This is a genomic window from Bradyrhizobium pachyrhizi (genome assembly GCF_029714545.1).
Lineage (GTDB): Bacteria > Pseudomonadota > Alphaproteobacteria > Rhizobiales > Xanthobacteraceae > Bradyrhizobium > Bradyrhizobium pachyrhizi.
Window position 1 is genome coordinate 5389801 of the sequence record NZ_CP121667.1, and the last position, 26996, is coordinate 5416796.

Annotated in this window: 36 protein-coding genes, 1 tRNA gene and 1 pseudogene; 8 read left to right on the forward strand and 30 right to left on the reverse strand. The window is 64.9% G+C overall.

The features are described from left to right. Positions 1-74: 74 nt before the first annotated feature. Genes QA639_RS25390 through QA639_RS25405 form a run of 4 tightly spaced genes read right to left on the reverse strand, consistent with a single transcriptional unit; the run spans position 75 to position 2693 of the window. The gene (locus QA639_RS25390; protein WP_157340879.1) at positions 75-1235 is read right to left on the reverse strand and encodes an MFS transporter; all 1161 of its coding nucleotides are present in this window, start codon (positions 1233-1235) and stop codon (positions 75-77) included. After that, complete coding sequence (gene arsC / locus QA639_RS25395; protein WP_028336439.1) at positions 1232-1654, reverse strand: arsenate reductase (glutaredoxin); 423 nt, start codon at positions 1652-1654, stop codon at positions 1232-1234. The genes QA639_RS25390 and arsC overlap by 4 nt, the downstream gene beginning before the upstream one ends. After that, on the reverse strand, positions 1651-2337 hold the full coding sequence (locus tag QA639_RS25400; protein ID WP_283090622.1) for an aquaporin: 687 nt from the start codon (positions 2335-2337) through the stop codon (positions 1651-1653). The genes arsC and QA639_RS25400 overlap by 4 nt, the downstream gene beginning before the upstream one ends. Then, a complete protein-coding gene (locus QA639_RS25405; protein WP_028336441.1) occupies positions 2337-2693 on the reverse strand; it encodes an ArsR/SmtB family transcription factor in 357 nt (118 codons plus the stop codon). The genes QA639_RS25400 and QA639_RS25405 overlap by 1 nt, the downstream gene beginning before the upstream one ends. 49 nt (positions 2694-2742) lie before the next feature. Here QA639_RS25405 and QA639_RS25410 point away from each other — a divergent pair, with 49 nt between their 5' ends. Next, positions 2743-3285: a DUF6428 family protein gene (locus QA639_RS25410; RefSeq protein ID WP_157340874.1), complete on the forward strand. Its 543-nt coding sequence runs from the start codon at positions 2743-2745 to the stop codon at positions 3283-3285. A 378-nt stretch (positions 3286-3663) separates the two neighbouring features. Beyond that, positions 3664-5046 carry a tyrosine-type recombinase/integrase gene (locus QA639_RS25415; protein WP_283087601.1) on the forward strand — a complete coding sequence of 461 codons (1383 nt, stop codon included), beginning with the start codon at positions 3664-3666 and terminating at the stop codon, positions 5044-5046. Between the two features lie 107 nt (positions 5047-5153). On the opposite strand, the gene QA639_RS25420 is transcribed toward QA639_RS25415, so the two are convergent. Continuing rightward, the gene (locus QA639_RS25420) at positions 5154-5660 is read right to left on the reverse strand and encodes a hypothetical protein (RefSeq protein ID WP_283087602.1); all 507 of its coding nucleotides are present in this window, start codon (positions 5658-5660) and stop codon (positions 5154-5156) included. A gap of 9 nt (positions 5661-5669) precedes the next feature. Then, positions 5670-5918, reverse strand: coding sequence for a hypothetical protein (locus QA639_RS25425; protein ID WP_283087603.1), 249 nt, complete (start codon positions 5916-5918; stop codon positions 5670-5672). A gap of 377 nt (positions 5919-6295) precedes the next feature. On the opposite strand from QA639_RS25425, the gene QA639_RS25430 reads away from it, so the two are divergent. Next, complete coding sequence (locus tag QA639_RS25430; protein WP_283087604.1) at positions 6296-6901, forward strand: hypothetical protein; 606 nt, start codon at positions 6296-6298, stop codon at positions 6899-6901. On the opposite strand, the gene QA639_RS25435 is transcribed toward QA639_RS25430, so the two are convergent. The 14 genes from QA639_RS25435 to mgtE all read right to left on the reverse strand — a co-directional run bounded on the left by QA639_RS25435 (position 6879) and on the right by mgtE (position 15993). Beyond that, positions 6879-7232: a hypothetical protein gene (locus tag QA639_RS25435; protein ID WP_283087605.1), complete on the reverse strand. Its 354-nt coding sequence runs from the start codon at positions 7230-7232 to the stop codon at positions 6879-6881. The two genes, QA639_RS25430 and QA639_RS25435, sit on opposite strands and share 23 nt — an antisense overlap. A 202-nt stretch (positions 7233-7434) precedes the next feature. Continuing rightward, positions 7435-7626: a hypothetical protein gene (locus tag QA639_RS25440; protein WP_283087606.1), complete on the reverse strand. Its 192-nt coding sequence runs from the start codon at positions 7624-7626 to the stop codon at positions 7435-7437. Further along, positions 7623-7940 carry a hypothetical protein gene (locus QA639_RS25445; protein WP_283087607.1) on the reverse strand — a complete coding sequence of 106 codons (318 nt, stop codon included), beginning with the start codon at positions 7938-7940 and terminating at the stop codon, positions 7623-7625. The genes QA639_RS25440 and QA639_RS25445 overlap by 4 nt, the downstream gene beginning before the upstream one ends. Further along, positions 7937-8185 (reverse strand): hypothetical protein, encoded by a 249-nt coding sequence (locus QA639_RS25450; protein WP_283087608.1) that lies wholly within the window; start codon positions 8183-8185, stop codon positions 7937-7939. Before QA639_RS25450 ends, QA639_RS25445 begins: the two co-directional genes overlap by 4 nt. Continuing rightward, the gene (locus QA639_RS25455; RefSeq protein WP_283087609.1) at positions 8185-8556 is read right to left on the reverse strand and encodes a hypothetical protein; all 372 of its coding nucleotides are present in this window, start codon (positions 8554-8556) and stop codon (positions 8185-8187) included. The genes QA639_RS25450 and QA639_RS25455 overlap by 1 nt, the downstream gene beginning before the upstream one ends. A 157-nt stretch (positions 8557-8713) precedes the next feature. After that, positions 8714-9283, reverse strand: a complete 570-nt coding sequence (locus QA639_RS25460) for a hypothetical protein (RefSeq protein ID WP_283087610.1) — start codon at positions 9281-9283, stop codon at positions 8714-8716. After that, positions 9280-10356 carry a hypothetical protein gene (locus QA639_RS25465; RefSeq protein ID WP_283087611.1) on the reverse strand — a complete coding sequence of 359 codons (1077 nt, stop codon included), beginning with the start codon at positions 10354-10356 and terminating at the stop codon, positions 9280-9282. The genes QA639_RS25460 and QA639_RS25465 overlap by 4 nt, the downstream gene beginning before the upstream one ends. A 63-nt stretch (positions 10357-10419) precedes the next feature. Further along, complete coding sequence (locus tag QA639_RS25470) at positions 10420-10668, reverse strand: hypothetical protein (protein WP_283087612.1); 249 nt, start codon at positions 10666-10668, stop codon at positions 10420-10422. A 3-nt stretch (positions 10669-10671) separates the two neighbouring features. Beyond that, on the reverse strand, positions 10672-11271 hold the full coding sequence (locus tag QA639_RS25475) for a hypothetical protein (protein WP_283087613.1): 600 nt from the start codon (positions 11269-11271) through the stop codon (positions 10672-10674). Then, on the reverse strand, positions 11268-12080 hold the full coding sequence (locus tag QA639_RS25480; protein ID WP_283087614.1) for a helix-turn-helix domain-containing protein: 813 nt from the start codon (positions 12078-12080) through the stop codon (positions 11268-11270). Before QA639_RS25480 ends, QA639_RS25475 begins: the two co-directional genes overlap by 4 nt. Further along, positions 12077-12961, reverse strand: a complete 885-nt coding sequence (locus tag QA639_RS25485) for a hypothetical protein (protein ID WP_283087615.1) — start codon at positions 12959-12961, stop codon at positions 12077-12079. Before QA639_RS25485 ends, QA639_RS25480 begins: the two co-directional genes overlap by 4 nt. A 144-nt stretch (positions 12962-13105) precedes the next feature. After that, complete coding sequence (locus tag QA639_RS25490; RefSeq protein ID WP_283087616.1) at positions 13106-13459, reverse strand: helix-turn-helix transcriptional regulator; 354 nt, start codon at positions 13457-13459, stop codon at positions 13106-13108. 668 nt (positions 13460-14127) lie between these two features. Continuing rightward, positions 14128-14445, reverse strand: a complete 318-nt coding sequence (locus QA639_RS25495) for a helix-turn-helix domain-containing protein (protein ID WP_028336443.1) — start codon at positions 14443-14445, stop codon at positions 14128-14130. 126 nt (positions 14446-14571) lie between these two features. Beyond that, positions 14572-15993, reverse strand: coding sequence for a magnesium transporter (mgtE, locus tag QA639_RS25500; protein ID WP_157340872.1), 1422 nt, complete (start codon positions 15991-15993; stop codon positions 14572-14574). An 84-nt stretch (positions 15994-16077) separates the two neighbouring features. Between mgtE and QA639_RS25505 the strand changes: the two genes are divergently transcribed. Further along, positions 16078-16893: a polysaccharide deacetylase family protein gene (locus tag QA639_RS25505; protein WP_080667185.1), complete on the forward strand. Its 816-nt coding sequence runs from the start codon at positions 16078-16080 to the stop codon at positions 16891-16893. Positions 16894-16989: 96 nt separating this feature from the next. Next, positions 16990-18369, forward strand: a complete 1380-nt coding sequence (locus QA639_RS25510; protein ID WP_157340870.1) for a polysaccharide deacetylase family protein — start codon at positions 16990-16992, stop codon at positions 18367-18369. A 6-nt stretch (positions 18370-18375) separates the two neighbouring features. Here the strand turns inward: QA639_RS25510 and QA639_RS25515 are convergent, their stop codons facing one another. The 3 genes from QA639_RS25515 to QA639_RS25525 all read right to left on the reverse strand — a co-directional run bounded on the left by QA639_RS25515 (position 18376) and on the right by QA639_RS25525 (position 19381). Continuing rightward, a complete protein-coding gene (locus tag QA639_RS25515; RefSeq protein ID WP_157340868.1) occupies positions 18376-18750 on the reverse strand; it encodes a hypothetical protein in 375 nt (124 codons plus the stop codon). Between the two features lie 207 nt (positions 18751-18957). Next, positions 18958-19042: transfer RNA gene (locus QA639_RS25520), tRNA-Leu, on the reverse strand. A gap of 93 nt (positions 19043-19135) precedes the next feature. Further along, complete coding sequence (locus tag QA639_RS25525; RefSeq protein ID WP_021080574.1) at positions 19136-19381, reverse strand: FliM/FliN family flagellar motor switch protein; 246 nt, start codon at positions 19379-19381, stop codon at positions 19136-19138. Positions 19382-19441: 60 nt separating this feature from the next. Between QA639_RS25525 and lipB the strand changes: the two genes are divergently transcribed. Next, on the forward strand, positions 19442-20170 hold the full coding sequence (gene lipB / locus QA639_RS25530) for a lipoyl(octanoyl) transferase LipB (RefSeq protein ID WP_157340866.1): 729 nt from the start codon (positions 19442-19444) through the stop codon (positions 20168-20170). Between the two features lie 3 nt (positions 20171-20173). Here the strand turns inward: lipB and QA639_RS25535 are convergent, their stop codons facing one another. Continuing rightward, positions 20174-20599, reverse strand: coding sequence for a tautomerase family protein (locus QA639_RS25535; protein ID WP_028336448.1), 426 nt, complete (start codon positions 20597-20599; stop codon positions 20174-20176). 115 nt (positions 20600-20714) lie between these two features. Here QA639_RS25535 and QA639_RS25540 point away from each other — a divergent pair, with 115 nt between their 5' ends. Continuing rightward, positions 20715-21572, forward strand: coding sequence for a LysR family transcriptional regulator (locus QA639_RS25540; protein WP_157340864.1), 858 nt, complete (start codon positions 20715-20717; stop codon positions 21570-21572). Between the two features lie 18 nt (positions 21573-21590). Here the strand turns inward: QA639_RS25540 and QA639_RS25545 are convergent, their stop codons facing one another. From QA639_RS25545 to QA639_RS25560, 4 genes and pseudogenes are all read right to left on the reverse strand, one after another. Further along, positions 21591-22016, reverse strand: a complete 426-nt coding sequence (locus tag QA639_RS25545; RefSeq protein WP_157340862.1) for a hypothetical protein — start codon at positions 22014-22016, stop codon at positions 21591-21593. 10 nt (positions 22017-22026) lie between these two features. Further along, positions 22027-23461 (reverse strand): annotated as a pseudogene (locus QA639_RS25550) (TIGR01777 family oxidoreductase). After that, the gene (locus QA639_RS25555; RefSeq protein WP_050385713.1) at positions 23458-24123 is read right to left on the reverse strand and encodes a DUF4166 domain-containing protein; all 666 of its coding nucleotides are present in this window, start codon (positions 24121-24123) and stop codon (positions 23458-23460) included. The pseudogene QA639_RS25550 and the gene QA639_RS25555 overlap by 4 nt, the downstream one beginning before the upstream one ends. A gap of 26 nt (positions 24124-24149) precedes the next feature. Continuing rightward, entirely contained in the window at positions 24150-24707 is a 558-nt protein-coding gene (locus QA639_RS25560; RefSeq protein ID WP_028336453.1) for a GbsR/MarR family transcriptional regulator, read from the reverse strand. Between the two features lie 229 nt (positions 24708-24936). Between QA639_RS25560 and QA639_RS25565 the strand changes: the two genes are divergently transcribed. Further along, positions 24937-25749 carry a class I SAM-dependent methyltransferase gene (locus QA639_RS25565; protein WP_050385712.1) on the forward strand — a complete coding sequence of 271 codons (813 nt, stop codon included), beginning with the start codon at positions 24937-24939 and terminating at the stop codon, positions 25747-25749. An 11-nt stretch (positions 25750-25760) separates the two neighbouring features. On the opposite strand, the gene QA639_RS25570 is transcribed toward QA639_RS25565, so the two are convergent. Together QA639_RS25570 and QA639_RS25575 are read right to left on the reverse strand one after the other, a co-directional pair. Beyond that, positions 25761-26060 (reverse strand): acylphosphatase, encoded by a 300-nt coding sequence (locus tag QA639_RS25570; RefSeq protein ID WP_028336455.1) that lies wholly within the window; start codon positions 26058-26060, stop codon positions 25761-25763. Beyond that, positions 26057-26923, reverse strand: a complete 867-nt coding sequence (locus QA639_RS25575; protein ID WP_157340858.1) for an isocitrate lyase/PEP mutase family protein — start codon at positions 26921-26923, stop codon at positions 26057-26059. Before QA639_RS25575 ends, QA639_RS25570 begins: the two co-directional genes overlap by 4 nt. Between the last annotated feature and the right edge of the window lie 73 nt (positions 26924-26996).

Below are 26996 nucleotides of genomic sequence, written 5' to 3' on the forward strand. Positions count from 1 at the left end.
GATTGAGATCGAGCCGAAAGAGTGCGCGGATCGGCCGGCCTTGCCGACACCGATGCCGCCGCCATCCGCTACCGCTAAGGAGCCTTCGGCTCGGCCTTGAGCGCGATCAATGCCAACAGCGCGGCCAGGCTGAGGGCCGACGTGACCGCAAGCGTGTAGCCGCCGAGCGGCGAAATCAGGAATCCGAATACAAGGGGCGCGAGGGCTTGAGACAGTCGCGACGGCGCGCCGAGCAGTCCCAGGCGGTAGCCGTAATCCTTCGGACCGAATATCGCCAGCGGCAGCGTGCCGCGCGCGATCGTCAGGATTCCATTCCCCGCGCCGTGCAACAGCGCGAAGATTCCAGCGAAGCCGCCGCCGAACAGGCCGATGACGCAGGCGCCCAAGGGATGTGTGATGCAGGCCAGGCGCGCTGACCAGAGCGGGTGGAACCGCTTCAGCAGGCTCGCTTCGACAATGCGCGCCGCCACCTGCGCCGGACCGATCAGTGCGCCCGCCGCGATCGCCTGCGCCTGCGTCGCACCGAGCGACTCCAGAATTCGCGGCAGATGAACCGCCATCGCCGACGTCACGCTCCAGGCGGCGGCGAAGGCAAAGGCGAGCAACACCATCGCGCGGTCGACGGGAATGTGCGGCTTCGGCGTGTCGGCCGCGATCCGATGCTCCCGCTTCAGCCTGGGAATCAGGAAGCCATTGAGCGGCAAGCAGATCAGAATGTGCGCCGCGGCCCAGCCGAAACAGGTCCAGCGCCAGCCGATGGTTGCGAGCCCCCACGCACTCAGCGGCCAGCCGATGGTGCTGGCAAAACCCGCGATCAGGGTAATGCCTGTGATGGAGCGGCGGGCGGCGCTGCCGTAAATGCGCCCGAGCGCCGCGAAGGCTGCATCATACAGGCCAAGGCCCATGCCGACGCCGAGCAACAACCAGCTCACCGCCATCAGCACGCCGCTCTGCGACAGCCCGAGCAGGATCAGCCCCGACGCCAGAATGAGGTTGGACGCGCAGAGCACCTCGCGTCCCCCCATCCGGTCGATCTGGCGGCCGACCCGCGGACCGAGCAGCCCGGAGATCACGAGCGCCATCGAGAACGCGGCGAACAGCCAGTTCGTCGAGATGCCGAGGTCCCGCGCAATCGGGTCCGCGAGGATGGCGGGCAGATAATAGCTCGACGCCCAGGCAAGGGTTTGCGTGGTCCCGAGCGCAACGATCAGGACGTTGTCTGCACGGCGGCTCATCCGGCGCGCGCACCCGGCGTCCTGGGCGGAACCACTTCTCCGTCTTCCTTGACGAACTGGCCAATGTCAGTGGCGAGAAGTTCAAGCACGGCCTCGGACGGCCGGCACAGTTTCACGCCGTTCGGCGAGACCACGATCGGCCGATTGATCAGGATCGGATGCGCGATCATGAAATCGATCAACTCGTCGTCGCTCCATTTCGGATTGGCAAGGTCGAGCGCCGCATAAGGCGTGCCCTTCTCGCGGAGCAGGGCGCGGGGCGTCATGCCCATGGCCGCGATCAGCGAGATCAGCGTGTCGCGCGCGGGCGGCGTCTTGAGATACTCGACGATCTCCGGCTCCTCCCCGCTTTGGCGGATCATGGCGAGGGCGTTGCGCGACGTCCCGCAATCGGGATTGTGGTAGATCGTGATCGTCATCGGATTGCTTCCATCTTCGTTTCGCTCTTCCGCAGGAGCCACGTCATCAGCGCCAGCGCGACCATCGCCCCCAGAATCTCGGCGACGATAAATCCCGGCAGATCCTGCGCGCGGATACCGGAAAACGTATCGGTGAATGATCGCGCGATGGCAACAGCCGGGTTGGCGAAAGACGTGGACGCGGTGAACCAGTAGGCGGCCGTGATGTAGAGCCCGACCAGCCATGGGATAGCGGCCTCACGAAACCGCAGGCCACCGATGATCGTTGCGACCAATCCGAACGCGGCAACGAATTCCGCAAACCACTGCGGGAACCCGGTCCTCGCCTTGGCGGAGAACTCCAGGAGCGGCAGGCCGAACATGACATGCGCGACCATCGCACCCAGGATTCCCCCGAGCACCTGCACCGCGACGTACTGCGCGGCGTGCGGCGGGCGGAGTTCGCCCTTGAGCGTGAACACCAGCGTGACCGCCGGATTGAAATGCGCGCCGGATATCGGTCCAAGGATTGTGATCAGCACCACCAGAATGGCGCCGGTCGGCAGCGTGTTGCCGAGCAGCGCCAGCGCCACGTCCTTGGTCAAGGCCTCTGCCATGATGCCGGAGCCAACGACGGTCGCGACCAGAAGCAACGTGCCGAGACATTCAGCCGCAAGGCGCCGTGGCAGATCGAAATCGCGCATCAGGCACGCGCCTTCTTCCCCGTGGAAGGCTTGCACTGGGCAGCGGCGAGCGCCGGCGCGCAGATCTCCGGGTGGCCCGCGCAGCAATCCTTCATCAGGAAGGCGATGAGGTCGCGCAAACCGGTGAAATCCGCCGAGTAGATGATCGAGCGCGCCTCGCGGCGTGGCACGATCATGCCGGCGTGCTCGAGGTCCTTCAGATGGAACGACACGTTGGATGGCGACACCTCGACCGCCTCCGCAATCGCCCCCGCGGCCATCCCCTCGGGACCCGCCTGGACCAGCAGCCGCACGATCCGCAGCCGCGTTTCCTGCGACAGCGCGGCAAACGCGGTTCGGGCTTGACGCTCCTCCATCTTTCGATAATCCTACAATTCAATAATCATTGAAATGAGGATAGCAGCCATGGACACGCTTGCCAATACCCGTTCGATCGTCGGCGCCCTGCTTCCGGTGGAAGAGCTGTCATCCGCAGCCCTCCTTTCCAGCCTCGAGGCGCACAAGGAGAAGCCGCTGATATTCAGCTACGACGGCCGGGACGTCCGCCCCAGCTACCACGTGACCGAAGTCAAGACCGGTTCGTTCAGGGCGCTCGATTGCGGCGCGAACCCGGAGAGCTGGAGCGAGACCTTCATTCAGCTCTGGGACATCGAGGAGGACAACCGCGGCCACATGCCGGCCGGAAAGTTTCTTGCGATCATCCGCAAGGTCGACGAGGCGGTCGGCTTCGACCCGCAAGCCAGGCTGACCTTTGAGGTGAGCGACGGTGTTCGGCCGATGCAGATCTATCGGGCGGAACGCATGGATGCCGGCGACGCGGCGATCCGGGTCTATCTCTCGGCGCGCCCGTCGAGTTGCAAGCCGCGCGACCGATGGCTGCAGGAACAGCAGTCCTGCTGCGCACCGAGAGCCAAACAGTCCTGCTGCCCGGAAATTGCCGATCACTGAGTTGCCCGACGGGTCAAGCCCTCGGAGCAAAAATATTTCGCTTTATCCGAAAGGCAACTCAATGTATGAATAACCCGTCTCACCCGATCGAGGGGCGCTGCGCATCGTCAGGAGTGTTGCGGTGAGATGCGATGGACGCCGAGGTCACGACCGACGACGCGTGACTGAGGTGGACGGTGAAGTCGTGTGGACTATATTTTGAAGGCCGGTGAAAGCCGGTGAAAGCAAGAAAACCCTTTGGAATAAGCGTTTTCCTTCTACCCTCTCTCAGCCGCTTTCAGCGGATTTCGCCAAAAACAGGGCCGGGCCCTACGCCCAACAGCGGGCAGCTCCAAGCGCAGGGGCCGGCATGATCCCAACTTTTGGAGAGCTGAAACCATGACTGAGACTACCACGACCACCGCCAAACGCAGCCGCGCCGGCAGCGTCGTCCTCGTCGATCGCATGTGCGAGAAGCGGGTCACCACCCGGACGAAAATCTACGACCGCCGCGTCCCCGGCCTGTACGTCTCGATCACGACGAGCGGCGCTGCGAGCTTTAGCTACCGGTTCACCGATCCGGCGGCCGGCAAGCAGCGCACTGTGCTGCTCGGCGTCTACAATCCGGAGACCTTCCGCGTCGACGACGCCCGCAGCAAGGTCTACGGCCTCAAGGCCCTCGATCCGGCCGCGCTGGTCGAGCAGCTGCGCCAGACCAAGGCGGTCAAGGGCAAGCATGGCAAGACGGTCGCCGAGATCATCGAGCTGCGCATCGCGTGGATGCAGGGGCTGGAGCGCAAGTCGGACGGCGAGATGCGGCCGAGGGTCGAGAGCTGGTCCAATGTCGCGAGCCACCTCAACCGCTTCGTCGAGCCGAGGCTCGGCCGCAGGATCGCCAGCGACGTGACGCGGCAGGACGTCGCCGAACTGTCGAACGACATTCTAGCCGGCAAGTTCGGCGTGCCCTCGATCAGCAACGCCCGGCACATGCGCCGCGCCGTCAGCGGCCTGTACACATGGGCCGGCGAGGCCGGCCGCGACTACGTGCCGGAGACCTGCCGGCCGTGCTATCGCCTGCCCAAGCTGCCCAAGGAGCACGCTCGCAAGCGGGTTCTCGACGAGAACGAGATCAGGACGCTTTGGCATGGGCTCGATCGCACCGATCTGCCGTGGGATCGCCGGACCCGCCTCGCGATCAAGTTCGAGCTGGTTTCGATGTTGCGCTCTCGCGAGTTGCTCGGCGCACACCGCGACGAGCTGTTCGACCTCAAGGGCGACAATGCCCGCTTTGACGTGCCGGCGAAGCGAGTGAAGAAACGCCGCGTGATCGAGCAGCCTTTGAGCAGCTTGGCCGTCGAGATCATCACCGAGGCGTTGACCAGCGACGCGCAGCAGTTCGTGTTCGAGAGCCCGGCCATCAAGGGCCAGCCGATCCACCGCACCGCGCTGGCGACGGCGTTGCGCGGCCGCCCCGACAAGGAGTTGCCGGGCCTCTGCAAGGTGCTCGGCCTGAAGCCGTTCACGCCACACGATCTGCGGCGGACGGCGGCGACGCTGGCCGGCGAACTCGGCTACAGCGAGGCCGCGATTGCCAAGTGCCTCGACCATGCGGTGACCAAGGACGACGGCGAGAAGATCAACCGCGTGACCGGCGTCTATGTGCACTCCAAGCGCATGCAGCAGAAGCGCAACGTACTCGACGGCATCGCAGCCGAGATCAAGCGGATCATCGCCGAGCCGATGCAGGCCGTCGATCAGGACGAGCTGCCGCTGGCGGCGTGATCGACGCGAATCGTGCGCATGCGCACGATTTGATCCAGCCCGGTCAGCGCATCGCTGGCCGGGTTTTCAATTTTGAAAGCTCGTGAAACTTGCTCGGTAGCGGCCGGCTATTGCGGGAGGGTCTTTGTGCCCGGCGGCAACTTGGAGCGCGGCTTTGGAATGTGGATGAGGTAGGGCCGGTCTCGGTGCGTCGCGTAGACTCCGAAGCAGTAGGTGCCGTCGCGAACGTCGGAGATGACATCCGGTCGCGAGCGCGCCGCGCCCACCCACTTCTTGCCGGGATCAAGCTCATGCGGGAGCGAACCGGTGCCACCAACCTGCGGATTTGGAATGAAGTAGCTCTTGGAGGGCCGCACTCGCCATCGCTTCCATCGGTTGTCGAAGCGCAGGACAGTGAGGCTCGTTAACGTGGTCGCCTGCCCACCTCGATTGACGACAGTGACGACCATCAAATCCTTTTCGTCCTCGCCTCGCTCCCCTCCAATCAAGACGGCGTCCGGCATCAACGACAAGTGCAGCCGCACCCGCTTCTCGAACCACGTGCGCCAATTCAGTATGAAGGCTGCCGTGCCAACGATTGCGGCGTAGATGGCGATCCAGTTCTCCGGCTTCATTTCGCCGTCCTATTTCGGCAGCGACGCGAGATAGGCAAAATAGGCCGACACCGCCGCTGCCACCGCTGACAGCGCCGCTACGATCACGGACACCAGCATGTAGCTCGCATTTCGGGTCGTCGCGCGCGTCGCTTCGAGCTGCGCCTCGGTCTGTCGTCGGACGATCTCGGCTTTCGCGATGAGATGATCGAGCGAGTCCTCGCGCTTGTTCATCTCCTGCGCCAGCTCGGCGAGGCTCATCGCCTGCGGGTTCTTCATCGGCTGCCCTCTGCTTGCCAGACTGCGCATGGTGACTTGCCACATGCGCTTGGCAACCGATGGGTGTGGTTATCCCCGCATTTCTACCGCGCGGATGGCGCATCGTTCCGGCGAATCAGCTCTGATTCGATCATGGAAGGGAGGACTGCGGATCATGACAATCGTAGAGGCTGGCAAGTGGTACTTCGCCGTAACATGCTCGGTTTGCGAGAAGCTCCTCCCATTCATGGAAGCGCCTTCCCCGGACAAGGCACCAGAGTTTCGGGTTGCCCATGACCATCTACAGATAGCCTGCGCCGCTTGCGGTGCGGATCGAATGTATCTACCAGAGCAAGTTCAACGCCTTCAGGGATCGTATCCGCAGTGATCCCGCCACGATGACATCAAAATCTCTCGGCCCCAAAGAACTAGCCGACCACGCCAGCGCCATCGGCTACCTGTGCATCTATTACGCCGAGCTGGAGAGCATATTAACGCAGCTCATCAGCCGAATGTCTGGGCTCAAGGGCGAAAAATTTGATCTCTTCGTCAATCAGATTGATCTGCTAAAAAAACTTACGGTTGCAAGAGGGCTCGCCATCAGTACGAAGGCTCCCAGCGACTGGTACGACGACTTAGAATTGATCCTCGTTGAGATTCAGAATCACATCATGCCCAAACGCAATCGCTATGTTCATGATAGCTGGCGCGTCACCATGCTCGACACGATCGTCTTGCGGCGGACCGACAAGACAAGAATTGAGAGGCCCCAGTCGCGTCAGCAGCCCGTCCTCACAACCAAGGAATATGTGAACACCAGCGCGGCAGATATTTGGGCGCTTTCAAAGGACCTTGTAGCCGTGAGAGACGGCCTTCTAATACTCGACGATGGTTTCCACAGCTTTCAATTCCGCGAAGCGCCGCAATTGCTGCCGCAGCAACTACGCGATCAACTGATTACCCATCGAAAAGCACCCAAGCCTAGGAAGCCGAAGGCTCGCTAAGCGATCGGTGCCAGCTCTTTGTCGCCGTCGCCGGGAGCGGCCGAGGCACGCGCCATGCGATTTGCTGTTCGACCTCGTCGCGGTCGCGACCAGTGAGGCGATGCAGCCGGCCGAGCCGCTTGCGCACCGCGTGCCAGAAGGCGTCGCGCTCGCCGATGTCGTCGAGCTTGTCCTCGCCGATCGATGCCAGCGTGCAAACCAGCCGGTGCGCCGGCTGGCCAGCGAGCAGCACGCGCTCGGTCAACGCGGCCTCGACGACGAAGCTACCGGGATTTTTGCTGCGCCATGTGCGCGCGGGACGGCGTGACCACGCGATCTCGAAATTCGGCATCGGCGGGGACTCCGGTGCGGCGGGAGTTGCGAAGAATGCACGCCAAATCGCCCGGATCAACGGGCTATACGAACGTGTGTCGTACAGACTATGTAACTTTTAGTTACATGGCTTTAAACGGCCTGCGAGCCTCGCTGATGCGTTCGGCGGGTTGGCCGATGTTCGGTGCTGGTGAGGTCGATCGAACGCATGGGCGGGCCGGCTACCCCTTTCCACCGCACGTTCGCTGCTCGCCGAGCCGCTCGACGATCCAGCTGCAGCGCCGCAACGCGCGGGCGACGGTGTTGACGTGAATCGCGACGATCGCCGGATCGCTGCCATCGAGCGTCGAGGCCTCGCCGATCGCCTGCATGATCGCGGCGACGATACGCTCCTCGTGCTCGGCCTCGGTCATCGATCCCGCCGCGCCGCGAGCGCGGCCTGCAGCGCCTGTTTCCACGCTCGCGCCACCGGCCATTCCTCCCACACCACGGAATCCGTGGCGTAGTAGTCCGGCGGATCGGCATCGAGGTCCTCGAACACCGAGACCGTGAACACCTTGCAGTGCGTCCAGCACAACGCCTTGTCGATCTCGACGAAGGCATCATGCTGCGGCCGAGGATCACCGGGGGTGCCGTAGCCGAGTTCGATCAGCTTCAGGCCACGGGCATAGAGATTTATCATGTCGTCGGTGATGCGGAGGGCGGGTCTGGCGCGCGGGTTGCTCATGGGTCGATCGGCGTGTCGAGATAGCGGTGATCGTTGAGGTAAAGCCACTCGTCGAAATCGAGCCACATGGTGAACCGGCGCTTCGCCGCGTCGAGCAGGCCAGCATAGCGCGCGATGGCGCGGCGTCGCTTGATCGAACCCTTGGCCTCGCGGTGCGCGGCAAAATACAGCGCGTCGAGCCGGTCCATTAGGTCTTCGCCGGCCCGGTCGGAAATGCCCGGCGCTCCACGATAGGCCAACAGCATCACCAGCCTCGCGGATTTGGCGGCCGGCCGGGGCCGCGCTTCGGCTCGTCGGTCAGATGCAGCTTGCCGATCAGACGCGCGCACAGCGCCCGCGCCTGCAGCTCCAGCGCGATGCAGCCGTTCGGCTTGCTCGATCCGGCGGCGGTGACGAGCATCTCGCCCTGCTCGGCGATCAGCAGCCGCAGCCGCTCGGCGCGGTCATGGGCCTGACAGGCCTGCTCCAGAATGGCGAGGTCGGAGACGTTCGAGATATCCCAGTCGGCGAGAATGTCGCCCCACAGCTTGCGGCCATGTTCGCCGAGGGTTGCCGGCGGTTCCGGTGCGGTTCCGGGCTGGTAGATCGCGATGGCAGCGGATGGGGAACGGTTCATTTGGCTGGATTCGCAGCATTTGGCGTTTTCGGTTCCGTTTTACTCCGAAAACAATAATAGGCCTAACGTCGGTGCGCCGCCGCGCTCGGAACTTAAGGAACTTCCATTTTTCCGAACCTCCCCCCAACCCCTAAAAGCTGGAACCCGCCGAGGGGCATCAGTTCAGCACTGGCGGCAGCACCTCGCCGCGCACTGCCGCGTCGACCTTTGCCTCCATCCGCCGCAGCGTCGCCTCGAACCGCTCGGGCATGGCCTTCACCGAGTCGCGCAGGCCCACGGAAAGCTCGGCGATGGCCTTGCCGTTCTCGGCACTGATCTCGCCGATGGACTTATGCATTTCTGCGGCGAAGTCTTCCCAAAGCTCGTCGAACGCCTTGCCGACATCTTCGGCGAGCGCCTTGATCCGCACATCGATCCGTTGATCGATCGCAGCGGTGACCTCGGCGAGCACCTCGGCCTTGATCCGGCGATGCATCGTCGCGTCGGTCTCGTGCGCAGCGCGGGCCGCACAGCGGCGTTGCTCGGCTTCGGCGATCTCGCGACGGTGCCGATCGTTCAAGCTCTCCAGCGGCTGCGCAAAGGCCTCGGCGACCAGCTCGGCATTGTCCGGCTGCTCGGCGCGCATGACGACGGCATTGCCGGCTTGATCCGCCCGGCCATGCTGCTGCTCGTCGAGCTTCTCGGCAAACTCACGCTTCATCGCCTGCAGGCGCTCGCTGTTGCTCACCACGATACTCCCTCCACATAGGCCACAGCCCCGCGCGCAGCCGCGAAAGCCAGATTGCTGCGCAGCCTGATGCCGACGACGTCGGTCTGGAAAAACGAGCGCGTCGGCGTAGCAAGAGCGCCGCTGCCGCTGATGTCGGCCGGCGCGGTGTCCTCGTAATGGATGCACGCTTCCTTCGATGTCTCGATCGTCGGCACGCCGTCGTATCCGCAGGACAAGCCTGCCGGCGCAACCGCGATCACCGTCTTCGCCGCGACGCCCGCAGACGGCAGCACCTCGCTCCTGAAGTTCGAGCCGCTGCGCAGCTGCAGCATCATCCACTCGCGCGGCGGTGCGATGAACACGACGTCGCTAACGTCGATGCCGGCGTCGGCGATCGTGCCGGCAAGGTTGCTGATGTCCTCGGCCATCGCGTCGACCGGATCGGTTGCCGCGCTCGGCGCAATCGCCGCAACGCCGTTCAACAGCCCTGCAGGCCTGATGTCACTGGCCGGGTTGGCGTCGAACACGGTGGCGTCGATCGATGCGTTGCTGCGATCGGCCATCACCTTGCCGATCACGGCGACCGCGCCCTGCGGCGTTGCGTTCTCGATCTCGGCCGAGGCGGCGGACAGCAGCAGGATTTTCTTGACCGGGCCGAGCACGGCCTTGGCGAGCGTGAACTCGACGGCCGGCGCGGGCGCGCCCTCGGCGATGAACACGGGGGTCGGCGGCAATGCGGCAAGCTCGGGAATGCCGATGGTGCTGAGGCCCTTCATGTCGAGCCGCAGCGTGCCGTCATGGGTGAACAGCTTCAGCGCCGCCGAGCCCGGCGCGATCGCGCGGAAGGCGGTGACGGCGTCGAAACCGGGGAATGTCGTGGTGTCGGTCGGCGACACTGCCGAGCGCAAGATCAGCTCGGCGCGGGTGTCGCTTGGCCATTCGGCCTTCAGCACGCGAGACGGATTGAGCTTCCGGCCGTTGGCGCTGGCGATGGCGTGGCAGGCGACGGCGCGCTGCCAAGAGCGGCGCTCCATGCGCGCGGCCTCGCGATGGTCGGGCCGCAGCGGTGCGATGGTTCGATCGAAACTCATGACGCCCTCCTGATGGCCGAGCATGGCACGGTGCAAGGCGGGTCGATGAAGAGCGCTCACGGTTTATTTTCGCGCCGAGGCCTTCAGGATCGCGGCGATCAGCCGGCCGATGTCGACGAGGTCATCGGGACTGCAACGGCCGGGATACTCGGCCTGCAGCCAGCTGATCACGTCGCCGTCGATCGCCACCCGCGTGAATCTGATCCCGGCCTTGTGGTTCGCCCGGTAGCGCCGCTGCTCCTGCCGGCGTCGCGCGCGGCGGTGTTCGTCGGGGCCAGGATTCGGCGGTGGGTGTGGCGGGCGGCGGAGCATCGGTCACAGCCTGCGGTTCTCGATGTAGTCGCCAAGCACCAGCCGCCGACGCGCCGTCGCGACCAGCGCAGGGACAGCGGCGAGGTTCGCTGCCGCATGATACAGCCAACGCAGCTCGGGATCGTCGGTGGTCGGCTTCATCGCCCGCAGTATCTTGGCAATCGGCGGACGGACTTCGACGGTGTGTCTCAGCTGGCGACACGCGGCGGCGAGCACGAAGTGCGAGGGACGCGCGTTGACGACGTCGCTGAACACGATGTGCATGAAGTTCGCCAGATTGGCGTCTTTCGCGGGGAAAGCCATGTACAAGATCGCCAGCTCTCTGCGGATATCGTCGATCGTTGCCCGGACGCACAGCGTTTCCAACTGCCCGAACAGCCACGGATGCTCGGCCTGCACGGCCTCGCCGCTGGCGATGGCCTCTTCGAGATTGCGCCGATACTGGTGCTTGGCGTTCGCCAGCCAATCGAGATAGCCGCATTCGTTCAGCAGCAGCGGGATGGCCTCGCGATCCGCGAGCGCGCCGTACAGCGCCTCGCTGACGTGGCTGAGATTGCCGAGGCCGGCAATGTTGGAATCGTCGATCCGTGTGATCTTGCTCATGGCTCGCTTCCATCGTCGGTGAAGCCGAGGCCGCGCAGGATCGACTCGTCGTAGCTGCTGATGGCCCGGCTTGCGGGCTTCTGCTCGTCCATCCAGCGGCCGGCGTTCAACCACGTCGCCGGGTGCGGAATGAACCGCGCCTCCCTGCGATCGCGGTCGCACTCGGCGGCGAATCGCATCGCGCCGTTGAGCAGCTCGGCCGGGGAAGCCCCCTGATCAACGGCCTTCTGGTAGGCCTTGGCAGCTGCCAGCCGTCCGACGCGGCGCGGGTACGCCGCGTACCAGCGATCGAAATCGGGATGCTCACTCACTCGCGCGACAGCGCGAGAGTCTTTCTTCGCTCTCTTCGCTGTTCTCTTCGTTCTACGCTCTTTATGTGCTGCCACCGTGTGGCACTGGTCTGGTGACAGAGCTGTGTCACCGGTAGATGTTGAATTTGTCACTAGTACCCGTGCCATAGGTTTGGCACTGGTCTGTTGAGCAACCGGTGCCATAGGTTTGGCACTGGTCAGCAGGTAAAACTGGTTGAGGATTCCGGCAGTCCGCTCGGCTTCGATCCACCCCGTGCGTTCAAGCAACTCGACGTGCCGATAGATCGATCGTTTGGAAACACGACTCGCGTCGGCGAGGGTCTGACTGCCCGGATTGCAGATGCCGGCCTTCACGTTGAGATGCATCGCGATGGCGGCGGCGACGCGCGCGGTCGCGTGCGGCAAGTCAGCGACGAGCACCGCGCTAATCCACGCATCGCGCGCCTTGAAGGTCGACGGGTTCTTGAGCGGCGTCGTGTCGTCGCGCGGCTCGGTCATAGCGCCTTCCAACTTTCGAGGACCTCCCGCAGCGAGTCCCGTTCGGCCTCGTTGACGAGCCGGCAGCGCTCCCAGGCGACGGGCTCGATGTGGCGCTCGATCATGCCCTCGACGCGGGCGCGCAGGTCGTTGGGGTCCATGGCGTCAAGCTCCCAGCACCACTGCCCATAGGCTTTGCGAAACCACGCAGCGCGCGGGTCCTTCTTCTTCTCACTGACATTGAAGGCGGGTCGTCGGCCGAGCCGATTGCAATCGTTGCGAAGCAAGGCGATGCGCTCGACCGAAACGTGGTTGCCGCCATAGCGGCGGAGCCGCTCCGGAATATCGCGCTCCGACATGTACATTCCGCTCGGGTCGAAATCGCCGATGTAAAGGATGATCAGTGGACGATCGTCATTGGACTGCGCGACGTCGTTGACGATCGTCGCACTGCCGAATCCGTGCATGACGCGGAAGCCGATGGCATACTCGTCGAGCACCGGCTGCAACACGCCGCGCACCGTGCCCTTCTCGGACCAGACCTCGACGCGGACCGGCTGCTGCTGCCAGAAATCGCGCCGGTAGGAGATGGCCGCGCAGTCTGCGAACTGGGCCGGGTCATCCCAGCTTGCCACCTGTTCGAGTTCGCGGGATTCATCAACAATCCATGACCAAGGGATCGTGCCTTCCTCACGCGCGATCTTGAGCAGGCGATAGACGCCCGCCATGTCGGCGCGGCCCATCGAGGCCGTCAGGCCCTCGTTGAACAGCTTGTAGCCGACACCGCGCCCGGTGATTGGCTGGGCGGCGGCGACAATGCGAACCATCGCGTCGATGATGTCGCGGGACCGCTGACCACGGCTCCGGACCTTTTTCGTACTAGTTTGAATTTGCTCGGTCATGGACTCGGCACTCCCTGCGCCCTTGTCGGGCGGCTGACCGGGCGGTAGAACGGGGACGCGCAGGTAACGCGGACGCCCCGACCTTCGCTCGGTCGGTTGAAATGCAGAACGCCGCCTCACTCACCGGAGGCGGCGTTTTCGTTGTCAGGTGGTGGGGGTGTTCTCGGTGATCGCAGCTGCAGCGGCTTCACGCTCGCGCGAGGTCCTACGACGCCCGCGAATGCGTCCAGTGACCGACGCCTGCCACGCCGCGACTTCGTCCTCGAACCAGACCTTCTTGTTCGGCGTGATAAAGCTCGGACTTGGAAACTCGCGGCGCTTCACCATTCGCCACAACGTCACCGAGCTGACCGGGACAATTTGCAGAACTTGCGTCTCGGAAAGCATGATCCGGATGCCGGTCCTATCGAGCGCGACGTCTTCTTTTGTCATCGTGTTGAACCTTCTGGACATCACCTGAAGGCTCGATAACACCGTAAAAATCAAAAACGCTTTCATTGGTGGAAACGCGCAGGGTAACCGGGGCCGTCTGCAAATCCCGGCATGTGTGAAATAGAGCCTATTGGGGCCTACCCGGTTTGAGCGGGCTTTTTTCATACCCGGTGTAAATTACAAAAACCGCTGCAGCACAGCGGTTTCTTTCATTATCGCAGCCCGAAAAATAGCGCTGGACTTCAAGTCGTGTGGTCCTGACGCCCTAGCGGCAGGTGTCTCTTCGCATTGCGCGATGCGCGTTGTGAAGACGGTGACAAACAAGCCCAGTCTCACCGGGGAGAGCACGTATAAGCCGTAACCCATCGCGCAGGGAAAGCCGGGTCGTTTCCGGTTACACCTGTGGTCCTACCTCCCGCGTTTTTTATTACGCGGGACCCACGGGCGCGATCGGCACCCGACTTTCCCTGCGCCCTCTGTTTCCAGAGCGGCGAAACGAAGAGCAAAGCTCGGGCAAATCGTGTCGCGAGAATGTGGAAGTTTGACGCCCGGTCGTGCAACACACTCGCTGTCGTCCCTGCGAAAGCAGGGACCCATAACCACAGATCGGCTTTGTTGCGGGACGGTCGAACGACGAGTCCCGTTCACAACACGGGCCGCGGAGTATGGGTCCCTGCTTTCGCAGGGACGACACCGAGATTGCAGCAATGATGGGGGGAGCGCGCCCTAGCCGCTCAAGCCGCCGTCGGCTCGCTCGACAGCGCGGCGAACACCGTCTCCGGCGAATGGGCGATCACGGCGAGCAGCGCGCGGGCAGGTCCGCGCGGCGCGCGCTTGCCCTGCTCCCAGTTGCGGATGGTCTCCACGGGCACGCCGAGCTTGGCGGCGAATTCCAGCTGGGTGAGCTGGGCCCGGCGGCGCAGATCGCGTACGGCCGGCTGCGCGGCTGCAGGCTGCATCGCCTGGTCGGGATGTGCGGGCACGAGCGGGATTTCCTGCCCGTCGCGCAATTCGACGATCCGTCCGTCCGCCTTGAGCCGCAACCGCTGCATGATGGCCCCCGTGATGGCCCCTTGGAGATAGCGGCATCATCGATGAAGCGCGTTAAGTTCGGATTAACGATAAGCGGCCCGGCGCGGCTCGCGCCCGAACCATGCGCCGCCCTGCCCGCGAGCGCGTTACTTGAGGCCGAACCACAGCGTGGCGATGCCGAGGAACGAGAAGAAGCCGACCACGTCGGTGACGGTGGTGACGAAGGTGCCGGAGGCGACCGCCGGATCGGCCCGCACCCGTTCCAGCACCATCGGGATCAGGATGCCGCCGAGCGCGCCGGCGACCAGGTTGCAGATGATCGCAAGCCCGATCACGATGCCGAGGCCGGGGATCTTGAACCAGGCCACCGCGGCGACGCCGGTGATGACGGCAAAGGCGATGCCGTTGACGAGCCCGACCATGGTCTCGCGCAGCACCACCCGCATCGCGTTGTAGGAGCCGAGCTCGCGGGTAGCGAGCGCGCGCACCGCGACCGTCATGGTCTGGGTCGCGGCATTGCCGCCCTGGCTCGCCACGATCGGCGCCAGCACCGCGAGCGCCACCATCTTCTCGAGCTGGCCCTCGAACAGGCCGAGCACCGACGAGGCCAGGAACGCAGTGGCGAGATTGACCAAGAGCCAGTTGAAGCGGCCGCGGGCGATGGTCCACACCGTGTCGGACAGCTCTTCGTCGCTGGTGACGCCGCCGAGCGCCTTCAAGTCTTCGTCGGCCTCCTCCTCGATCACGTCGACGACGTCGTCGATGGTGATCACGCCGACCAGCCGGTCGATGGTGTCGACCACCGGAGCTGCGACCAGATTGTACTTGCCGAACATCCGCGCGACCTCTTCCTGGTCCTCCAGCGCGGAGACCCGGCGGCGGTCCTCATCGACCAGGTCCTTGATCGGAACCGGGCGGCGCGCGCGCAGCAGCACGTCGAGCGGCACCGCGCCGAGCAAATGCTTGTCGGCGTCGACCACATAAATCTCGTAGAAGCGGTCCGGCAGATCCGGCGTGTCGCGCATGTAGTCGATCGCCTGCCCGACATTCCAATCCGGCGGCACCGCGATGAACTCGGTCTGCATCCGCCGGCCGGCGGAATTCTCCGGGTACAGCAGGCTGCGCTCGATGTCCTCGCGCTCGGCCGCCGGCAGCTTCTCCAGGATCTCTTCCTGGTCCTCTTCGTCGAGGCTCTCCAGGAGCTCGACGGCGTCGTCGGATTCGAGCTCTCGGACGCCCTCGGCAACCGTCTCCGGCTCGAGTTCCTCGAGGATTTCCTCGCGGACGGTCTCGTCGACCTCGTTGAGCGCCGAGAAGTCGAAATCGGCGCCGGTGATCTCGACCAGGGTGACGCGGTCGTCCGGCGCCAGCGCCGCAATCAGGTCGCCGAGATCGGCCTCGTGCAGTTCCGCCACCACCTCGCACAGCAGCGGCCGGTCGGCGGCGTGGATGGCCCGGGTGATCGCCGCAACGAATTCGCCGCGGAGCTCGCCCTCCTCGTCCCGCATCGGCATCCGGGCCAGCGGATCGGCCTCGGCGGGTTCGGCAACGTCGAAATTCTCGGCCATGCCGTGTTTCGCCGGTTTGACAGGAGGGGAAAAACTGGTTGGATGAGTGCGGAACGGATTACCTAATCGGTGGGGCCCAGTGCAATGAGAAAGATGTCGAGCGCACCGCGACCGCTCCGGAAGGCTTTCGCGGCGCTGGTCGCGCTCGCGCCTGTTGCAGTGTTCGGCTCGGCGCACGCCGCCGAATGCCAGCGCAAGGACGCGCTCGGCACCTCACGTGTGCTCGAGGTCGACCCTGCGACCTATCCCCGCGTCGGGCTGAAGAGCTTTCCGCAGACCCTGCCGCTCAGGGATGGCGAGGTCGTGCTGACCTTCGACGACGGACCGACGCCGGGGGTCACCGACAAGGTGCTGACGGCGCTGGCGGCCGAATGCGTGCAGGCAACCTTCTTCATGGTCGGCCGCAACGCAGCCGATCATCCCGATATGGTCCGCAAGATCGCGCGCCTCGGCCACACCATCGGCTATCACAGCTGGGACCATCCGCATCTCAACAAACTCCCGCTGGATCAGGCCGAGGCGAACATCAACCGGGGGATCGAAGCGATCCAGAAGGCCCTACGTGGCACCGAGAGCACGATTCCGAGCACGCCGTTCTTCCGGTTCCCCTATTTCGAATCGACACCCGCCCTGCTGGACCACCTGGAAAAGCGCGGTATCGCGGTGTTCGGAGCCGATTTCTGGGCCAGCGATTGGAACAAGATGACCCCCGAGGAGGAACTCAAGCTGCTCACCGGGCGGCTCGAAGGCCACCGCAAGGGAATTATCCTGCTGCATGATCCGCAAATGCGGACAGCCGAGATGCTGCCCGCCTTCTTGAGGTACCTGCAGGAGCATAAATACCACGTCGTCCACATCGTCCCGGCGGCGCTGAAAACCGTGTCCGACCGGACACATTGAACCCGGGACCCATGGTGGATTACAGACCGTTAAGGCGGCATTCATGGCGCCGCACCTAAGGATTCGTCAGTGCGTTTGGAATGCGGCCGAGATTCGATGATTGCAAACGTCCTGGTGATGATCCGGAAGCGGTCGCGGACCGTGGTCCGCGCGACGCTGCTGGGCTGCGGCTTGATGACGCCGTACGCTGCCCTCGCTGCAGATTGCCCTAACCCCAACGCACTCGGCACCTCGCGGACCCTCGTCGTCGATCCCAAGGAGCATCCCCGGATCGGCACCATGCAGTATCCGGAGACCTTGCCGCTCGCCGATCACGAAGTGGTACTGACCTTCGACGACGGGCCGCTGCCGAAATACAGCAACCAGGTGCTGGCCATTCTCGCCAGCCAGTGCGTCAAGGCGACCTTCTTCACCATCGGCTCCCAGGCCCGATTCAATCCGGAGGGCGTGCGCAAGCTGATCGCAGCCGGACACACGGTCGGCACGCACAGCCAGAACCATCCGCTGACGATGAACAAGATGCCGCTCGAGAAGATGCGGCAGGAGGTCGACGACGGCATTGCCTCGACGCTCGCAGCCCTCAATGGCGACAAGAGCAAGCTCGCGCCGTTCTTCCGGATTCCCGGCCTGATGCGCGCCGAGATCCCGGAGGCCTATCTGGCGTCCCAGGGCATCCAGGTCTGGAGCGCCGACTTCCCCGCGGACGACTGGCGCCACATCTCGCCGCAGCGAGTCTATGACCTCGCGATCCAGCGGATCGAAGCCAAGCGCAAGGGCATCCTGCTGCTGCACGACATTCAGCCGCGCACCGTTGCGGCGCTGCCGCGCATCCTCAACACGCTGAAGGAGCGCGGCTACCGGATCGTTCATGTCGTGCCCGCAACGCCCGATCGCCCGGCGACGCCGACCCAGCCGCAGCAATGGTACCTGCATCCACCGACCGAGACGGTGGCGACCACGCGCTGGCCCAAAATTCCGAACTTCGTGTTCACCGCGACGCGGGCGCTGCCTGCCCCGGTGTTTGCCGACATGGATTGGCGCGATGCCGATATCCTCGACCACGCACAGCGCACCCGGGTCGCGATGCCCGTCCGCACGCTGTGGCCGCAGCCCCAGCTTGCGCGGTTCGCAACCGTCCCGACATTGCCGGTCCCGGCGTCCGACGTGTTCCGCGTTCCCGAAGCGCTCGACCTGACCCTGCTCGCGGCCCGATCGGCGGCCAATCGCCGCCTCGCGCAGCGTGCGGCCGTTGGCGTTGGCGTACCGCGCGCGCAGGCGTTCTCCGCGCGCCAGGCCAGGCATCCGAAGCAGGCCGCGCATCAAGGGCCCGCCGCGGCGCACGGCCGAGCCCATGGCGCCCCCTTGCATGTCGCGCCGCCGGCTGCGGACAATGCTTCAGTTCACCTCGCCAATAATTTGAAGAAGCGCACGCCGCGCGCCGAGGCGTCGGCGGCCGGCAAGCGCGTGCCTGATTGACGTGATCTAGCCGGCCACGATCTTGGCGACGCAGAGCAGGATCACCAGCGCCAGGAAGAAGATGTCGATATAGGATTTGATCTCGCCGGCATGCCTGAGCACGGTGACATCGGCGACGATCTGCCTGCGCGAGGCGACAGCATTGGGCCCCTCGCCGGCCGCCGCGGCGAGCCGTCGCGTCTCGCCCTCCAAGTGCTCGATGCGCTGGAAGAAATAGAACGAGCGCAGACCGGAAAAGGCGTGCATCGCCGCATAGACCAGGACCAGAATCGCGACCGTCGCGCGCTGCTCGTACTTCTCCAGAAGGTTCAGCGTGAAATAGACCAGCCCCAGGAACACGAAGTTGGAGACAACACGGTAGACGTAGCTGGCAAAGATCATCAGGCGCTCCGGGTAAGGCAAGCTCGCAGCGCGCGATCGGCAGAATCGGCGGCCGCGGTACCGGCATCTATTCGGTCGGCGTTACAGATTCGCATCGAGCGGCATCTCCGCCTCAGCAGCCAGCTCCAAGTCTGGACATGGGTCACGCGCGGCCGGCGAGCGGCCGCGCTACGAAAACCTCAGCGATTTCAAGGATTAGTTGAGGCATGGTGCGCTCGGAGGGACTCGAACCCCCACGGTGTTACCCACTGCCACCTCAAGGCAGCGCGTCTACCAATTCCGCCACGAGCGCTTGGGATACCGGATGGAACCCCGAAGGCACCGCCGGATCGACGGGGCCATGTAACAAATCACGGATGCAGGGACAAGGCGATTAATGCGGGAATTAACTGCGAACCCCGGGAGATTTCGGCAGCATTTGCTTGACCTCGACCGCAATCCGGTTGCGGTCGACCAGGACCACGCCGCTGGCCACCGGCAGGTTGTTGGCGAGGATCTTGACCTCGTCGGCCTCGGTGGCATCCAGTTCGATGATGGCGCCGCGGGACAGCCGCATGACCTGGTGAATCGGCATCGTGGTGGTACCGAGGACCACCATGAGATCAACGCTGACTTTATCGAGGGTGGGCACTTCTGAACCGCCGAACGGGAACTAGATTGTGGGTTCACCTGACCACGTTAGGGTTAGCTAATGGTTAACGACCGCCAAAACCTCGATTTGACGACCTTTGCGCGCTCTTCGGGCGGCGAAGCGGTCGAATGGCGGATTTCGGACCGCGCGGTGCCCTACCCCGATTCGCTCGCCGCAATGGACGATCGGGTGGCGAAGATCGCAGCGGGCTCGGCCCCCGAACTGGTATGGCTGCTGGAGCACCCGCCACTGTATACCTCCGGCACCAGCGGCAAGGCCGACGATTTGCTCGCGCCGCGCTTTCCGACCTTCCAGAGCGGACGCGGCGGCCAGGTCACCTATCATGGCCCAGGCCAGCGCGTCGCCTATGTGATGTTCGACCTCAAGCGGCGCCGGCCCGATGTGCGCGCCTATGTCGCCTCGCTGGAAGAATGGATCATCCGCACCCTCGCCGCCTTCAACGTCCGCGGCGAGCGCCGCGAGGACCGCGTCGGGGTCTGGGTGCGGCGCCCGGACAAGGGACCAGGCCATGAGGACAAGATCGCCGCGATCGGCGTGCGGCTGCGCCGCTGGGTCTCGTTCCACGGCATCGCGATCAATGTCGAGCCTGATCTTGCACACTTCCAGGCCATCGTGCCCTGCGGCGTGGTCGATCCGCGCTACGGCGTCACCTCGCTGATCGATCTCGGATTGCCGGTCACCATGGCCGATGTCGACGTCGCGCTCCGGCAGGCCTTTTCCGAGGTGTTCGGCGACACCGCAGCGCGCCTGCCGGAAGCGACGTCATAGGCTTCACGCCGCCTTCTGCGGCGCGACCTCGAGCTTGCCGGCGATATAGCGGCGCTCCTGGGTGAGGCCGCCGAAGCCGTAGGCGTCGCCCTTCACCTCATCGACATGGGCGTAGCTCTCGGTGTGGAGCGGCCCGAGCAATTCGCCCATCCGCTTGAACAGCGCCGCGAGATAGGCCGCCTTCTCGTCCTTGGTGTTGGTGCCCTCGGTGACGTGGATGTCGAGCCAGTAGCTCGCGAGCCCCTGCTCGGCGAGCGACTTGCCACCCGCGAACCAGTCGGCCGCATCGGCGGACTTCACAATGATCGCGGTGACCTTGGGATCCTTGTGCAGAATTCCGGCGGTCAGGTCCGACACGGCGGCGGCGATGTCGGATTTCAGCGACGGCCTCTCGCGCGAGGTCGCGTAGGTGACGGTGATGAGCGGCATGATCGGTCTCCTTGAATCCGGTTGGCGCGGGTCAATCGCGCCTCCTCTAGCTAGACCTTCGCGCATCATCTTGGTATCTTATCTAGATTGATAGCAATGATAACGATCATTGATCATGACCACCACGCTCGATATCGACACCGTGCAGGCCTTCCTCCTGGTCGCCGAGCTGCAAGGCTTCACCCGCGCAGCCGAGGCGCTTGGCACCACGCAAGCGGCGATCAGCATGAAGTTGCAGCGGCTCGAAACGGTGCTGGGCAAGCGGCTGGTCGAGCGCTCGCCGCGCGCGGTGCGGCTGACCGCCGACGGCGCGGCCTTCCTGCAGCACGCCCGCGCGCTGATCGAGGTGCATGATCGCGCGCTGGCCGGCGAGAAACCGGCGCGGCAGCAGCTCACGCTCGGGATCAGCGATCACGCCGCGGGCCCGGAGCTGGTGCCGCTGCTGGAGCGGCTGCACGCGATGGCCTCCCAGCTTGCCCTCTCCGTGACCATCGGCTTCTCGCGCGAAATGCTCGATGCTTACGATTCCGGCGAGCTCGACGCCGTGATCGTTCGCCAGGAGGGCAGCCGGCGCGGCGGCGAGAAGCTGACCGAGGACGAATTCGGCTGGTTCGCCGCCAAACGCTTCGTCTGGCCGCGCGGCGATGCGCTGCCGCTCGCGACCCTCGCCCCGCCCTGCGGCGTGCGCGCCCTCGCGGTGCGGGCGCTCGACAAGGCCGGCATCGCCTGGACCGAAGGCTTCGTCGGCGGCGGCGTCACCGCGGTGGTGGCGGCCGCGCTTGCAGGGCTTGCCGTCGCGCCCCTCGTCCGCCGGATTGCGCCGCCGGGCCTGGTCGATATCGGCCCTGCCCACAAGCTGCCGCGGCTCGGCACGTCGAAGGTGATGCTGCATTCCAAGGTCGGCGATGCCGCCAAGCTCGCGGCGCTCAGGACGCTGGCTGCGACGTTTCGGAGCGTGACGTCTGCGGCATAGGTTGAACCTCGCAGCGGTTCACATCGAGTCTTCGCCTGTCGCCAGTTCGCACATGACGAAGCAGTAGGTCAGGCCGGCGACAAACCCGGCCACGACGAACAGGCAAACCAGTCCGGATGTCCAGACAGCCGGGGATCGTAGAAGGACAGTGATGCTCAACGCGCCGATCGCCGCGCCTGCGCAGGCGAAAAATCCCGCGGCCCTGATATGGAACTCCTCAGTGAACCAGACGACGATCGCAGTGGGAATTGCCGTGAGCAGACAGGTGATGACGAAGACCGCGGCCGACGGAAGCAGCATCACGACGATGCCGTAGAGCAGCCGCGCGACATCGCCGTGCGACGTCATCATCAGAACGGTCTGACCGACGGCGGAAATCACCGCGGTCGCGGCACCACAGCCCGCAAGCCAACCTCCGAATGCACGGGAACAGGTGCTGCACATCGAGGCCTCCTCACAGGATCGCATCGAACGCGCTGCGCAAGGTTTCGTGCCGGAACACAAAGCCGTTGCTCAGCGCCTTGTTCGGCAGCACGCGTTGGCCGCCGAGCAAGAGCTCGTCGGCGAAATCGCCGCCAACGGCGCGGAGCAGCGCCGCCGGCACGCGGAAGATCGCCGGCCGGTGCAGACGGCGTCCGAGCTCCTCGGTGAATTTCGTGTTGGTCACCGGGATCGGCGGTCGCGTTGACAGGACCGGATAGTTCAGGTCTCGCAATCACATGCGCGATCAGGCGCACGAGGTCGTCGCGCTCAATCCACGACATCCACTGCTTGCCCGAGCCGAGCGGGCCGCCAAGCCCGAACTCGAACGGCGTCAGCATACGCGTGATGAAGCCGCCATCGGAGCCGACCACGAGACCGATGCGCAAATATGCCACCCGCACGCCGTGATCCGCGGCCGGCTTCGCCGCATTCTCCCAAGCCTCGCACAATTCGTGACTGAAGCAGGCATGGGATTTCGCCGACTCCGTCAGCACCTGGTCCTGCCAGAGCCCGTACCAGCCGATCGCGGAGCCGCTCACGAGTACCGACGGCTTGCGTTCGAGGCGCGCGATCAGCTTGACCACATCAGACGTCATGTCGATACGTGAGGCGATGATCTTGTGGCGCTTGGCCTCGGTCCACAGCCCGTTGCCGATCGGCTCGCCCGCGAGGTTGACGATGGCGTCGATCCCGGAGTCGGCGGGCAATTGGTCGAGGCTCGTGATCAACGTCACCGGCGGCGGCAGCATGTCGGCCTTTGCCGGATTGCGGATCAACGCAATCACCTGACGGCCGGATGCGGTGAGGCTCGCGACCAGGCGACTACCGATGAAGCCGGTGGCGCCGGTGACGAGCACGGTCTGCCGCGCCGGCAATTTCTCGACCAGCGTCGCGGCCGGCACGCTGGCCATCCGTCCGAGGCGTCTGGCCGCGGCAAAGTCGCGCGCGCCGAACAGCGCGGCGCCGAAGGCCGCAGCCGTCGCGAACAGACTTAGCGGACCCGAATAGGCCGGCGCGACGGCGGTCGGCAGCATCGCCCAGCCGATCAGGACCGGCACCAGCAGCACGAGGATGGCCCCATAATTGATCGCCAGCAGCGTGTGGTTGATCCGCTCGCTCGGCGGCAGCTTTCGGCTCAGATCCTCCTCGACGAAATCCATCAAGGTGATGACGACCTCGACGACGAGGACGGCGATGATCGCGATCGCAAGGATGCCGTGCACTTGCAGCCAGCCGAGCACGAGAAACAGCAGCGCATAGAGCATGTTGCGCACGCTGTGCAGTTGGAGCTCGTGGCGCTGCGAGGGACGCCAGGCCAGCCGCTCGGTGAATTCGTGGTGATAGAACGTATCGAATGCGCCCATCGCAATCTGGATGGCGACAAGCGTCCAAAGCAGCGGCGTCATGGCGTGGCCTCCCTGAACACGGCGGACTGACGGATCAGCCGGCCGAAACGCGGGTGGATGATCTCCAGCGTGAAGCGGAAGTAACCGCAGCCGAGATCGGAATGGGTCACGGTGAGATCGCCCGGCGTAAGCCATTCGGGCAGCGGCAGGCGAAACGGACCGAGTTGCAGCGAATAGTCGACGCTGCGAAACACCAGCGCCTCGTGCTCGACCGCGATCCGCAGCGCCATGCTGACGCCGAAGCCGACATACTCCTCGAGCCCGGTCGAACCGGCAAAGCGCTTGGCGGAATGAATCACCTGCGGGAAGCCGTCGCGGCGCGCGCAGATGCGGGTCCAGACCTGGCCGCCGCTTGCCGCGTCCTCGGTGACGGTGACGATCATCGGCACGCGCGTTTCGGTACCGGTCGGGAATGGTCCGCCGATCAGCCGTGCGGCCTGCGCCAGCCACCAGCCGATGCGGCTGCACGCGGCTTCCTCGACCTCGCCAACATAGACGACGGTGTTGCCGTCTTCAAACCGTTTCGAGAAGCGCCGCCAGATCGCAACCGGCAGGCGGCCCCAATCCTCGTCCGACAGCAATGCGCGGAAGCGATGGTCGTCGAGCAGCTTTGTATCGGAAGCCGGCGCTGTCTTTAAGGTGGATATCCTTGCTGACGCCATCGCACACTCCCGTTACGCCGCCGCCTTTATTTGGCCCTGCCCGTGGGCAGGAAACTCACGATCTTCTCGCCGAGCTTGATCAGCGCGACCAGGCGCGGCCGCGGCACGTTCAGCATCTGCGTGTACCAGCGGTCGACCAGTTCGGTGAATGTCAGCATCTCCTTCAGCCGCTTGCTCGCGAGCGGGCTGATCGCGGGATCGTCGGCCGCGTCGGAGACGCAGGCGCGCAGCGCTGCAAGCGCGGGATCGATCTCGCGCTCCTTGCGCCCCGCCGCGATCTTGGCCGCGACCTCCCAGATGTCGGTCTCGGCCTCGAAGTGGTCGCGGCGGTCGCCAAGGATCGGCACCCGCCGGATCAATCCCCAGGACAACAGCTCCTTGATCGAGTTGGAGACGTTGGAGCGCGCCATGCCGAGGGTGTCGGCGATGTCCTCCGCCGTCATCGGCGCCTCGGCGAGGTAGAGCAACCCGTGGATCTGGCTGACCGAGCGGTTGACGCCCCATTCGTCGCCCATGTCGCCCCAATGCAGAATGAAGCGCTCGACGACGGCGGGAAGTTTTTTCTTGGCGGTTGTTTCTGTCATAACAGAAATATCAGATGGTTCGGAGCAGAAGTCAAGGCTGGCTATACGGTCCACGACGGCGCACGAGACATGGCAGGTCTCCTGACCTATCCGCGCCCCGGCGAATGCCGTGCGTCACAGGTGAGGAGTTTTCCTTTGTGGCCCCCGCGCTCTTCGTCCAAGCTGATCCGCGGGGATGATTGGGCCGTGCACCGGCTTGCCCGCGAGGCGGCCGCAAGGGAGATTGCGCATGCCAGCGTCCGACAAGGAGTTCGTTGGGTCCATTCCAGAGCTTTACGACCGGCTCCTCGTGCCGATGATTTTCGAACCCTACGCACGCGATCTGGCGCAACGCGCCAAGGCTCTTGGCCCGCGCCACCTGCTTGAGACGGCAGCCGGCACCGGCGCCGTCACCCGCGCGCTGTCGTCCGTGCTCGGCAGCGACACCAGGATCGTGGCGACCGACCTGAATGAGCCGATGCTCGAACGAGCGAAGTCACAGATGCCAAGCGGGACCGCAATCACCTGGCGGCAGGCCGATGCACTGAACCTGCCGTTCGACAATGCGAGCTTCGACGTCGTCGCCTGCCAATTCGGCGCGATGTTCTTCCCCGACAAGCCCAAGGGTTATTCGGAGGCGCGCCGTGTGCTGAAGCCGGGCGGCCGTTTCCTGTTCAACATGTGGGGTCGCATCGAAGACAACGAGTTTGCCGACGTGGTGACCCAGGCATTGGCGGAGGTCTTTCCGGCCGATCCCCCGCGCTTCCTGGCGCGCACGCCTTATGGCCACTACGCGGCCGACCCGATCCGGGCCGACCTTGCAGCCGCGGGCTTCAGCAAGATCGAGATCGACGACGTCCGGCTGCAAAGCCGGGCCAATGCGCCTCATGATCCTGCGATCGGCTTTTGCCAGGGATCACCGTTACGCGGCGAGATCGAGGCGCGCGGCGGTATCGGCCTTGATGCTGCGACCGAGCACGCCGCGTCGGCGATCGCGCGCCGCTTCGGCAACGGCGCGATCGAAGGCCGGATTCAGGCGCTGGTGATCTCAGCGGTCGCGTAACGACGCGCGCTTCAGATCGTGGGCAGGACCGAGAACCGCTCCCCTGCCCGGCGCTGGTTCAAAAGATCGGAATTGCCAGATGCGGCGTGCACGGCAGCGACGCGCGCCGAGAACGGACCGCGGCCACATGCCGTGATCATTTCGGTGACGACGTCGTCGGGGCCGGCGAACACCGCCTCGACGCTGCCGTCACGGCGGTTGCGGACCCAGCCTTCGAGGCCGCGCGCGTTTGCCTGCTCGTCGACCCAGGCGCGATAGCCGACGCCCTGGACACGGCCGCTGATGGTGACGTGGCGGATCACGCCGCTCATTTCTTCAGACCGAGGAACTCGCCGCTGCGCGCCTTGGTCTCCGCCTCGCGCATGACGCGGCCGGTCAGTTCGGCTGAGGCAATGCCCTTGAGGTTTTTCGGCGAGGTGCCTTCGCGCAGCGCCTTCAGCGTCTCGTAGACGGCCTGGGTTGCGGCCGCGAATGGCGCGTGGCCTTGCAGCGCGATCCTGACGCGCCGGCCTGCCAGATAGTCGAGTGCGGTCATCTCCTCCGGCGCGCCGCCGAGCACGATCGGCAGCGTCGTCGCGGCCGAGAGCGCCTCCAGCTCGCCGCGCGACTTGATGCCGGTGAAGAACAAGCCATCGACGCCGACCGCCTCATAGGCCCTGGCGCGTGCGATCGCATCGTCGAGACTGGTGATCGAGACGGCGCCGGTCCGGCCCAGGATGATGAGCGACGGATCGCTGCGGCCGTCAAGCGCCGCCTTCATCTTGCCGACGCCTTCCTCCAGCGAGATCAGCTGGGTCTTGGCCTGGCCGAACGCCTGCGGCAGCAGCGTGTCCTCGATGGTGAGGCCGGCCGCGCCGGCGGCCTCCACCTCCTGAACCGTGCGGCGGACATTGAGCGCGTTGCCGTAGCCGTGGTCGGCATCGACCAGCACCGGCAGCGTCGACGCCCGCGACATGCGGCGTATCTGCTCGGCGAACTCGGTCAGCGTGATCAGCGCAACATCGGGATCGCCGAGCACGGCGAGCGACGCCACCGAGCCGCCGAACATGCCGAGCTCGAAGCCGAGATCTTCCGCAATCCGGATCGAGGTCGCGTCATAGACCGAGCCCGGGCGGATGCAGATTGATCCGTTGAGAATCGATCGCAGGGCTTCGCGGCGTTTGCGGAAGGCCATGATGTGTCTCCATCCACGTCATTGCGAGGAGCGAAGCGACGAAGCAATCCATCTCTCATCATATGAGGCTAGA